Genomic DNA, 11,588 nt, shown 5'->3' on the forward strand with positions numbered 1-11,588 from the left:
AATTGCATCAATTAAGTAGGGCTCATTGGGTGACCGTGAATGAACGGTCGGACGTTGAGAGTTGTATCAAGTCGGGAGGAAGGAAGTCACGTTGCGGCTCATAGTCGGTTTTCAGGTACTCGGCCAGCCTCAGAAGGTCATCGGCACTCAAGGTGCCTGCGACTTCTTTCAAACGTAGATTATTGAGAATGTAGTCATAGCGCGCGTTGTTGTAGTCGCGCACGGCCTTGAACAGCTGACGTTGTGCATTGAGGACATCAACGGTATTACGCGTACCGACATCGGCACCGACTTTAGATGCTTTAAGCGAGCGCTGACTCGAGATGATCGTCTGTTTACGCGCCTTTATCTGCTCTATATCTGAGTTGACCGCACGGAAGAAATTACGCGCATCGAGCACCACCTCTCGACGCTGGCTTTCCCTCAATTCCTCACTTTGGGTCAGTCGGTCATATGCCTCACGTGACTGCGAACTGGTGCGGCCCCCACTGAAAATCGGAATAGTCATTTCCAGCGCGACACTGCTTTGGGAGACCTGGCTGCGATAACCATCCAGGCCAAAGTCACTGGGATTGCTGTAGCCAAAACTGTCGTTGTCTCCGCGACGGTACGAAGCGACAGCATCTACGGTGGGGGCATGTCCGGCTTTGCGCTGGTTCAGGTTTTGTTCCGCTGCGCGCACGGCATAGTTGCTCGCCAATAGCATCAGGTTTTGCCCAACCGCCGCGTCGACCCACGATTGGGTGTCATCGGGCACCGGAGCGGAAACTGGCAGTTGATGCTGCATCCCCTCAATGCTCACGTAGTTGTTATTGGTCAGACGTATCAACTGCTCGAAAGCATCATCTACTTTTCGCTGAGCGAGTTTGCGATTGGCAAAAGCGTTGTCGTAAGCCGACTCGGCATCCAGAACATCCGTAATACTCGCCAGTCCACCCTTTAGTCGCCCCTGCGCTTGATCAAGCTGCTGCTTGAGCGCGACCTCTTCAGCGACTGAGGCCGCCTGTTCGTCAGTCGCACGCAATGCTTCAAAATAGGCCTCAGCCGTTTTGAGAATGAGCTCCTGCTCTTTGGCGGATAGCTCCAGCGCCGCTTGTGCAGTACTAGCCTGAGCCGCTTTCAGCTCAAACCAGAAAGCCGCATTGAACACCGGCTGTTTAAGGTTGGCTTGCACAGTCGTTCCACTGCGCTCACGCATAAGCTCAGGCTGATCACGATCAAGGCGAGTGGACTCTACTGTTGTGCCCGCACTGATGACGGGTAACAGATTGGCCCGGGCCTGCGGCACTATTTCTTGTCGGGCGGCAAAGTCAGCGCGGGCGGCGGCAAGGTCTGAGTCATGCAGGACGGCCTGGCGATAGACGCCCATCAATTCAGCTCGATCCTTCATGGGCGCAGCCTGCAGAAACGCAGGGAGCAAGCAGACGAACAGAAAGACGCCTCGGGCACGGCACATGAACAAATCCTTTTGATAACACCGGAAGCGGCTCGACGAAAAAATGGCCGCCCCCCCCCCCAAAAACCAGGGGCGCACAAAATAGATGGGGTCGTAACTGAATGCAACAAAATCGATACCATCATCTTTCCAAGACGATTCATCGAGTCGAAGGTTTAGCCGTTTCACATTGGTGCCCACGACGCCTTGCTAAAGGCGCATGTTCGGATGGGAAGCTGACAGGATTCAGAGCTGCAAATGAGCGTTGGGCGCTTTGATGGATCAAGGAAACCAGAAACCAAAAGCAGTCAGCGGTAAGAGTGTTGGCAACAGCAAAGTGCCCCCGGTACCGTAGACATCTCAAGCACCGGAAACATGAGGATGTGGGCATCAAGGCCCAGGTGCATTTGCGGGACATTGATCAAGTGTTCATCCACACCTGCTGCGCGATAGACGGCCTTGAAGGTGCGCCAGGCAAGAAAGACTGCTGCAAAAGAATTCTCGTCAGCAGCCAAGGCGCTGAGGCGATCCTCCCTTCGAGCGGCTCGAGGACCAGTCCCCTTTGCGACCAGGGCACGCGCATTGTCGCGAGCAAAACGAGCGTCTTTAAAGCTCTGGATACATTCCCAAGGAGATGCGAGCCGGCTTGCCTAGCCAAGTGAAACGAAAATGTCAGCTCTTGACACCCGTCGAACTGACAAATAGGTGCAAGCCGTCCATGTCCTTGAGGCTGTAATTTTTTCCGAGGTTTTTTGCGTGGCGAACAGCCGTATCAGTTAAAGGAATATGCACATGCCCTCGTCTCGATCGATTGAGCAGAGATGTACGGGTTCCAGCAATGCATCATCTATCTAAAAACTGACACGCCCTGGGCCCGGATTTCGATGTCCGTTGTAATGTACAAAAAAGCGTGGCTGGGGGTGGTTTTCAGTAGAAATCGCTGAAACGAAAAAAGGACCCGAAGGTCCTTTTTTCAATCACTTACAGAATCCAGTGGAACTCTGCAGTGCAATATTTGGAGCGGGAAACGAGACTCGCATCTAGCGTCCGACCCATTGAAATCTTAGGGGTTTCTTTTCTTCCCGAAGCAGGAAAAGACTCAATTTTGGACTTGTTTTTTGGGGGTATCAAGAGCAAAAAAGAAGCAGTTTTAGGCAACGCTATTGGGTTCTGCTCATATCCAATTGGAGGGCGGCCGCGAAAACTGAGTGCAACACCTCACCCTCCGGTAAGGTGCCGCCATGTCCTATACAGAACTCAGCGTCGAAGAACGCGCCACGATCCAGGTCGGGCAATATCAAGATCTTAGTCAGCGCGAGATAGCTCGAATGCTTGGCCGAAGCCCCTCTACGATCAGCCGCGAGTTGCGTCGCAATCGATCCCTCAATGGGGGTTACGTTGCCCACGTCGCACAGGCTCACACTCGCGAGCGCCGTACAGTTTGCCGCCCCGCCAGAAAGTTGGTTCTGGGCAATGAACGCTTCGAGCTGGTGCTTCATTTGAAAGAAATCATATCGATGCACGCTTTCCGACAGGGATCGCCAACTCGCGGTCAGAAGCGAATCCGAACAACGTTTGGGGCGCGTCTACTAGCAACGACCGCATAAGCTGAGTCGAACACTCCAGCGCTTGAAGCTGCTCGACCACCGTACCGAAACCAATGCTTTCTTCATGTTGTGTATGGGGCCAGTCACTGCCCCATACTAAACGGCGAAGACCGAAACTCTGCTCCAACAACGGCAGTGCGGCCTGGGCGAATTCGACGTTCTGCTGATCCGTCTCCGCCAATCGATAGATGCCGGAGACTTTCATCCACATTTGCCCGCTTAGCCCCAGCTCCAACATCTCGGAAAAGCCTGGTTGATCAACGCCCAAACGCGCATCCGGACGGCCGAAGTGATCAATCACGAGTTTGATGCCGAACGGCATCAGTCGACGAATCAATCCCGGCACATCCTCCACCTGCCGGTGCCGCTCGACATGCCAGTCCAGTTCAGCGATATGGCCGAAGAAGTCTTTCCAGGCCAGCTTTCAGCCTGATAGTCGCCGTAAATGTCGGCATGATCGAAACTCGTCACCCCAGGGTAAGCGCTGCGTCAATCAATCCTTGGCGCTCAGAAACCGATAGCGACCAATCACTCAAGCGCCACATGCCAAATACGATGCGAGAAAGCTCCAGACCCTGTTGCCCAAGAGCCACTCGTGGCGAAACACCCATTGATATCTCCTCTTCGGCGCTAGACATGCTCGTACTTATTGACTGGCTGATATCAGCCTTTCACTGCACCTGCGGTCAACCCTGAAACAATGCGCCGCTGGAAGAACAGCACCAACAATACAATGGGGATCGTCACAATGACCGAGGCCGCCATAATGTTGCCCCAGGGCAGTTCGTGAGCGCTGCCACCGGTGATCAGAGCAATGGCTACCGGCACTGTGCGTTGTTCATTGGTCAAGGTGAACGTCAGGGCAAAGAGGAACTCATTCCACGCCGCCACAAAAGCCAATAACCCGGTCGTCACCAGAACCGGCCACATGAGCGGCATCAACACACGGGTGATGATCGTCCATGGCTTGGCTCCGTCCATGATTGCCGCCTCTTCCAACTCCTTGGGAAGGCCCCTGATAAAAGTCGTCAGGACCCATACCGTAAAAGGAAGCGTGAAAATCAGGTACGAAAGCGTCAGGCCAAGCAAGTTATTGTAGAGACCCAGTAAACGGATCAGCTCGAACATGCCCGACAGCACCGCGACCTGTGGAAACATGGACACCCCCAAGATGATCACGAGGATCGTGTTGCGTCCACGAAAGCGTATTCGACCCAACGCGTAAGCGGCCGTTACGCTCAGCAACAACGACACGGCCACCACTGAGAACGCGACCAGTAGTGAGTTCAGGATATTGGCCGCAAACCGCTGTTCACGGAACACTGCAACATAGTTTTCCCAGTGCCAGAATTTAGGAAAGTAGTCGACATTGAACATCTGAGACGCCGGTTTGAGCGACGAGATGATCGCGTAGTAAAACGGAAAGACAGAAATGAAAACAATCATCGCCACCAGTAGGTAAAAGGCGCAGGTCCCGAGCACTTTTTTCATTGCAGATCCCCTTATTGCTCTTCGTCGAAGCGAACGCGACCGGCCACGATGTATAGAACGATGCAGAAGGCCACGACCAGAAACAGTAGCGTGGACGCAGCAGAACCGTAGCCGACTTCCTGGAAGTCCAGGAGCTGTTGGCGTGCATAGATCGACATGGACATTGTCTCTTTACTGTTGGAGGTCAGCACATAAATGAGATCGAACACGCGCAAGGCATCAAGCGCGCGGAAAAGCACGGCGACCATGATGGCTGGCCGAACCAACGGCAACGTGACTTTGAAAAACACCCGCACCGGGTGGATGCCATCAATCTTCGCTGCCTCGTAACAATCGGAAGGAAGCATCTGCAGGCCGGCCAAAATCAGCAACGCCATGAATGGGGTGGTCTTCCAGACGTCTACTATCACAACGGCAATCATCGAGAGGTCCGGATCCGCCGTCCACGCTTGCGGATGACTGATGATTCCCAGCGCCATCAATGCGTGATTCAGAATCCCGAACTGATCATTCAGCATCCAACCCCACATTTTCGCCGAGACAATGGTAGGGATAGCCCAGGGAATGAGAACGGCCGCACGCACCAATGCTCGCCCTGGAAAATTGGCATTAAGTACCAAGGCAACGATCGTCCCGAAAACGACTTCCAGGCTGACGGATACAACCGCAAAGTACGCGGTGTTCCATACTGCATGCCACCAATCAGGATCCGTCAGCAAGCCCGACCAGCGCCCATCGTCAATAGTCAGATAATTGCCAAAACCAACAAACCGTGCACTGCTCAAATCCGCGAGGTTGGCATCGGTGAAGCCAAACCAGATAGTGCGTGCGAGCGGCCAGCCAGCGATGAGTACCAGAACTATCAGCATCGGGGCTAGAAACAACCACGCTGAGCGCACACGGTCACGCGTTAAAGAGCTATTACGAGGTCCTGAGTTGCCTGGTTTCCCGGAGGGAAAAGCATCAGCGGCAGATGCTTTAGCAGTAGTATTTACCATTTTCCACCTCGACCCATTCTGTACAGTTTGCTGTCCAGATCCTTCAAACTCGTCGCGGCGTCAGTACGGCCGGAAATAACGGAATAAACGGCATTGGAGAACTCGGCGCTCACCTGACTGTATCGGCCCCCGGTGATCGCCGAAGGTCGCAATACGGCATTGGTCAATGTGTCGTGAAGGACATCAACGACCGGCCCCACAGCCGAGCGAACACTTTCGTCGCTGTAAAGGGCGGTAATCGTTGGGGAGTAACCTCCTGCGATGACACGTCGCTTCTGCTCCGCCGCGCTGGTGAGGTACATCACCAGATCCGCCGCCGCGTCGGGATTTTTCGAGTATTTGGAAACAGCTAACTGCCAGCCGCCGAGGACTGGTGTATGCCGCCCCTCTTCGCCTCCCTTGGGGAGTACCGCTATACCGACCTTTTCCTTGACAGGACTACCGGCATTGTTGGCCAGCGCCAGTGCGTAAGGCCAGTTACGCATGAACACCGCATCGCCGGACTGGAATACCCCGCGGGCCTCCTCCTCGCTGTAGTTCAGAACGCCTTGCGGGCTGATGCTGCCCACCCAGCTCTTGGCGAGCGTCAGAGCGGCGACCGCCTCGGGACTGTCAATCGTCACCTTGCCGGTGGCATCGACGATCGCGCCACCGTTGTAGCTCGACACCCACTCAAGAGCATTGCACATAAGCCCTTCGTAATTGCGGCCCTGCCAGACAAACCCCCATAACTTGTCTTGGCCGGCAGTGCGCTCGGCATCCTGAATCATCTTTGCCGTGGCGCTCAACTCTTCCCAGGTTTCGGGGACCTTGGCCTTGTACTTTTCCAGTAGATCCGTGCGGTAATACAGCACCCCTGAGTCGGCATACCAAGGCATTGCGACCAGCCGATTGCCGACTGTGTCGTTTTGGATAAGGGAAGCAAAGTGCTGGTCTGTCACGCCACCAGCCTTTTCCTTCAGGTCAACCAGGTGTTGCCCCAGGATACCCGGCCAGACGGTATCGATCTGCAATACATCGATATCCGATGAACCAGCGCTCAGTAATTGTTGATACAGCGCCAATCGGCCCGCGTCTGGTGAAGACACCACATTGACCTGGTTGCCACTTTGTTTTGCCCAGGCCTCGGCACTCTGGGTACACATTTCCAGGTCTTTGCCAGTCGCGCTGCAGGAAATGCTAATAGTCGCTGCGCTGCAGACACCTGCCTGCAGTAACGAACCCAAGAGTAGGCCCAATCCGGATGTGGTGAAGTTACGAATATTCATATTGTCTCCAGCCTTGCTGACGCACGGGCCACACGTGGATAGCGTTGCGCCCTGCGAAATTATTATTGTTGTGTTCTGACCTTCGGTGACCGCATCCTAGTGGAGCGCGCCTCCGGATAATTGGCCTGCACCAGATGAATTGCCGGGCACCACCAGAACAGGGTTACTCTCGACGGGCGTGACCTCAGTTGGCCTGCCCCTCGGGTAGGCCCTTTGGTCTGCGGCAAACAAATGACTACTGTGTTTCGGCACACCGAGCGTCAACGTATCGCCCAGTCGGACGAGCGTCGTCACAGGCAAACGAACAGTCAGCAGGCCTTCACGGGTCCCCGGTACGTCCAGGTAGGCATAGGTCTCGTCCCCGAGTTGCTCCACTACTTCCACCTTGCCGCTGAAGCCCTGTTCAGAGATGACCAAGTGTTCGGGGCGGATACCAAGGATCACCTCGTCACCTGGCTTGGCGCTGACCGCCTCTACTGCCACCGCCACCTGCGTACCGCCAGGCAGAGCGACAATGGCTTCCTGGCGATCAATGCGAACAACCTTGCAATCGATGAAATTCATCCTGGGTGAACCAATGAATCCGGCGACGAATAGATTTTTCGGATAGTTGTACAGCTCCAGCGGTGCTCCAATCTGCTCCACATTGCCTTTATTGAGCACCACGATCTTATCCGCCAGGGTCATGGCTTCAACCTGATCGTGAGTCACGTACACCATGGTTGCCTTGAGGTCTTTATGCAGCTTGGCGATCTCGATCCGCATTTGTACGCGCAATGAGGCATCAAGGTTGGAGAGTGGCTCATCAAACAGGAACACACCGGGTTTCCTGACAATCGCCCTGCCAATGGCGACCCGTTGCCGCTGGCCACCTGAAAGCTGTTTGGGCTTGCGATCGAGCAGATGATCGAGCTGCAGAATACTCGCCGCTCGCAAGACACGCGCCCTGATGTCCTTGCTGTCCTTGCCGGCCAGTTTCAACCCGAAGGCCATGTTGTCGTACACGCTCATGTGCGGGTACAACGCGTAAGACTGAAATACCATTGCCACACCCCGCTTGGCCGGTGGCACGGTGTTAGCGAGCACGTCGCCAATCAATAGTTCGCCGGCGGTGATGTCCTCCAGCCCCGCAATCATGCGCAACAATGTCGATTTTCCGCACCCGGAAGGACCTACGAAGACACAGAACTCACCGTCCTCGATATCCAGATCCACATTGTTGATAATCTGGTGGGTATCGTATGACTTACCTACGTTACGTAACTGAACTCGTGACATTTTTCCTCCAGAGCATCCACGCGAACAACTTGAGCGGACCGCATCGCGCCAAGCGCACAATTAATGGTTGGACACTTGCTCGATTCGCGGGCAGCGGCCAGTGGAAAGCTTTATCTTTCGGGACGAGATAGCCAGAAGGCCGAATGGGTACAGAAAATCGCGGTAGTAAACGAGCGCTGTGGTCGTGATGTGATTGGCAGTGCAAGCGTCGCTCCCGAATGAAGGGGCAATGTTGAGCTCACGATGGCCAGCGGTACTGATCATAAATATCTCCAACTTTCTTCTTGTTCTTATCGTTGCGCTCAGGCATTTGCAGTACCGCCCAGAGCGCCTTGAGTAAACTATAGAAACTGCGCGCCCAGACACCCATTCGTGAATACCGATGGACGCACGGTTGATACTCCCCCGCCCTACCGGGCGGGGTATCAATCACCTCACGTCAACCACGCCGCCGCATTGGCCGGTAAAACGCCCGGTTGATCGATCGGCACGCTGGAAATCAGCACATGACCGTCAGGAAGTGCGGTGGTCAGATCGGTGAAATTGATTACGATGCGGATCGGACCATTTTCAAACAGCAGTACACCTTGTGCCGAAGGCAACCAGGTCAACCTACCGTTACCTAATGCATAGTCATGACGCAGCTTCAGCAATTGACGATAGAGCTCTAGCGTTGATTGCGGATCCCCCTGCTGCACATCTGCGCTGTACCGGGAAAATGAGTCCGGCTGAGGCAACCAGGAATCCCCGGCTACGCTGAACCCACAGGACGCTTCCCCCGAAACCCAAGGGATCGGCACACGGCAACCGTCGCGACCAATTAGCACCCCGTCGGTACGGAAAAAGCTTGGGTCCTGTCGGTGAGCGGCATCAAGGGTTGTATGCTCAGGCAAACCCAGCTCCTCACCCTGATAGATGTAAGCCGAGCCTGGCAATGCATGCGTCAAGAGCGCCGCAGCACGAGCCCGGCGTAACCCCAGCGCTTCATCTGGCTGCTCTCTCGATGCATCAATACCGTTAGGGCGCAAACCCGGCTCGCTCAGGCCGTAGCGTGATGTATGCCTGACGGTGTCGTGGTTGGACATCACCCAGGTCGTCGGCGCGCCCACCTCGGCTGCTGCAGCCAGGGAGGTATCGATGACATATCTCAATGCCGTGGCATCCCAGCGAGCCAGCAGATAATCAAAGTTGAAGGCCTGGTGCATTTCATCATTGCGTACATAGCGCGCCAGTCGAGATTGCGGCTGTACCCAGGCTTCGGCAACCAGCATGCGATCGCCAGGGAACTCCTTTAGCACCTTGTTCCAACTGCGATAGATCTCGTGGACACCTTCCTGGTCCCACATCGGCCCAAAGTTGATGCCGCTATCTTCCGAGATTTTTCCATCCCAATCGGGTAGACCAGGCTCTTTCACCAAGGCATGTGCCACATCGACACGGAAGCCATCGACGCCACGCTTCAACCAAAAGCGCAAGATGCCTTCAAACTCCGCCCGGACCTCGGGGTTTTCCCAATTAAGATCCGGTTGGCTGCTATCAAACAGGTGCAGATACCACTGTGTTTCCCCGGGGATGCGCGACCACGCATTTCCGCCGAAAATGCTTTTCCACTCGTTCGGCGGTAACTCGCCGCTCTCGCCTTTGCCCTCACGGAAGTGGTAGAAATTACGCTCGCCCCCCCCCGCTGGCGCCTTGAGAGCCGACCGAAACCATTTATGGGCGCTAGACGTGTGATTGGGGACCAGATCGATGATGACCTTGATCCCTTTATCGTGTGCCTGCTCCAGCATCCGATCGAAATCACCCAACGTGCCAAACAGTGGATCTACATCGCAGTAATCCGCCACATCATAACCCCCATCCATCTGGGGAGAGCGATAGAAGGGAGAGAGCCAAATAGCATCTATCCCCAATGAAGAAAGATAGGGAAGTTTCGAGGAAATCCCAACAATATCACCTATGCCGTCACCGTTTGAGTCGGCGAAAGAGCGCGGATAGATTTGATAGATGACAGCACTGCGCCACCACTCTGCCCCCGTACTGCATTCCGCCACGAACGGATGTTTAATCTGAGCCGACATTTGAAACTCCACTTGTTTGAACATGTAAGATGATAACTTTGAGAAAACAATTGCCTTAACGGGCGCCTCGAACAAATAACACGGCAAATGAGCCTACGATGGCGAAGATCGCTGCGGCCATGAACAGCGCGTCATAGTTCTGTTGCGCTACAGAGTTAATCGCCAAAAACAATGGGCCAAAGATCGGTGCCGCCGTCTGCGGAACCGCATTGGCGATGTTGATTATTCCCAAATTCTTTGCCGCGTCGGTCTGACTACCGGGAAGGATATCCACGACCAGAGCCTGATCGACAGCCAAGTGAGCACCCAAACCAATAGACGAAACGATAATGCCCGCCATCAGGCCGTTAAAACCCCCAATCAAAGGAATCAACAAGACGCCGAGTGCATAAACGACACCCGAGATAACAATGAACGGTTTGCGTCGTTGCATACGGTCAGACAGCCGGCCGCAGCCCCAAGAAGCCACAATCACCATCAATGTCATTCCAAGGGTGGTAAGCAGCATTTTTTCGCTGATTTCAGCCGGCTCATAACCCAGGCCATCCCTAAGGTAATAAACCTGATAGGTCATCAGCGTCGCAGTGCCGAGATAGACCATGAAGCGACTGAACCAGGCCCATGCAAAATCAGGATGACGCATCGGGTTAAGCCAGAAAGCAGAACCCACCGTCGCCAGGCTCAGCGGGCGTTTTGGCGCCTGGTCGGTCGGTTCGTCGTCATAGAAGGCGATAAATACCAGCATGGTGAACAAGGCAAACAAACACGGGTAGACAAACATGTCAGGCCCCTGAGTTCCTGTCAGTGCCACGATCGTGCTTCCAGCAAAGACTGCCACATTGGCGGACATGCCATAAAAAGCTGATATTTGTGCGCGCTGCGAAACCGGGACCCGGTCCGGGACAATTGCCACCAACGCTGCAATGGACGCATTACTAAATAACTGAGTCAGGCACCATGCCACTGCGATAACGGAAATACTGGTACTCGCTCCTATCACTACTGAGCACGCTACGGCGCCTAGGACCCCTCCGATGAGCAGCGGACGACGACGACCAAAACGCGAGCGCAGACGGTCCGATAACATACCTGCAACTGGGTTAGCTAATGTTGCGAACAGTGCACCCAGCCCCAGAATCCAGCCGAGTGTGGCGTTTTTGTTGGCAGGTACAAGTTCACTCACTCTGATCGCCAGCGACATGGTGACCGGCGTCATAAGACCGGTAAATAAACCAAGGGTCAACAACATATAACGAAAAACAAAACCCTTACTTAGAGTATCTACGCGGGAGCGTTCACCCAGAGAAGTCACCTTAATTTCAGGTAACACGTAGCCGTGTCTTAATACTTTGTCAGTCATGAACTTTTCTCTAGTAAACGCTAGCGCGTTGGTCTCTTGTTTTTATAAACGTTTGCCTTACTCAGGAAAC

At 54.4% G+C, this 11,588-nt stretch carries 7 protein-coding genes and 2 pseudogenes; 1 reads left to right on the top strand and 8 read right to left on the bottom strand.

All coding sequences use genetic code 11. The features are described from left to right. Positions 1–22 precede the first annotated feature (22 nt). Positions 23–1,456: a TolC family outer membrane protein gene (locus LOY56_RS14950; protein ID WP_258622672.1), complete on the bottom strand. Its 1,434-nt coding sequence runs from the start codon at positions 1,454–1,456 to the stop codon at positions 23–25. 1,220 nt (positions 1,457–2,676) lie between these two features. On the opposite strand from LOY56_RS14950, the pseudogene LOY56_RS14960 reads away from it, so the two are divergent. Then, positions 2,677–2,937, top strand: a pseudogene (locus LOY56_RS14960) (transposase); the annotation flags it as partial. Positions 2,938–2,944: 7 nt separating this feature from the next. On the opposite strand, the pseudogene LOY56_RS14965 reads toward LOY56_RS14960, so the two are convergent. From LOY56_RS14965 to LOY56_RS14995, 7 genes and pseudogenes are all read right to left on the bottom strand, one after another. Beyond that, positions 2,945–3,457: pseudogene (locus tag LOY56_RS14965) on the bottom strand (amidohydrolase family protein); the annotation flags it as partial. A gap of 248 nt (positions 3,458–3,705) precedes the next feature. Beyond that, positions 3,706–4,533 (bottom strand): carbohydrate ABC transporter permease, encoded by an 828-nt coding sequence (locus LOY56_RS14970; RefSeq protein ID WP_258615150.1) that lies wholly within the window; start codon positions 4,531–4,533, stop codon positions 3,706–3,708. Between the two features lie 11 nt (positions 4,534–4,544). Further along, positions 4,545–5,531, bottom strand: coding sequence for a carbohydrate ABC transporter permease (locus tag LOY56_RS14975; protein ID WP_258615154.1), 987 nt, complete (start codon positions 5,529–5,531; stop codon positions 4,545–4,547). Next, positions 5,525–6,799 (bottom strand): ABC transporter substrate-binding protein, encoded by a 1,275-nt coding sequence (locus LOY56_RS14980; RefSeq protein ID WP_258615156.1) that lies wholly within the window; start codon positions 6,797–6,799, stop codon positions 5,525–5,527. The genes LOY56_RS14975 and LOY56_RS14980 overlap by 7 nt, the downstream gene beginning before the upstream one ends. Positions 6,800–6,895: 96 nt before the next feature. Beyond that, positions 6,896–8,077 carry an ABC transporter ATP-binding protein gene (locus LOY56_RS14985; protein ID WP_258615157.1) on the bottom strand — a complete coding sequence of 394 codons (1,182 nt, stop codon included), beginning with the start codon at positions 8,075–8,077 and terminating at the stop codon, positions 6,896–6,898. Positions 8,078–8,511: 434 nt separating this feature from the next. Continuing rightward, complete coding sequence (locus LOY56_RS14990) at positions 8,512–10,158, bottom strand: glycoside hydrolase family 13 protein (protein ID WP_258615159.1); 1,647 nt, start codon at positions 10,156–10,158, stop codon at positions 8,512–8,514. 55 nt (positions 10,159–10,213) lie between these two features. Then, complete coding sequence (locus LOY56_RS14995; protein WP_258615160.1) at positions 10,214–11,518, bottom strand: MFS transporter; 1,305 nt, start codon at positions 11,516–11,518, stop codon at positions 10,214–10,216. Positions 11,519–11,588 lie beyond the last annotated feature (70 nt).

Source organism: Pseudomonas sp. B21-048 (assembly GCF_024748615.1).
Taxonomy (GTDB): domain Bacteria; phylum Pseudomonadota; class Gammaproteobacteria; order Pseudomonadales; family Pseudomonadaceae; genus Aquipseudomonas.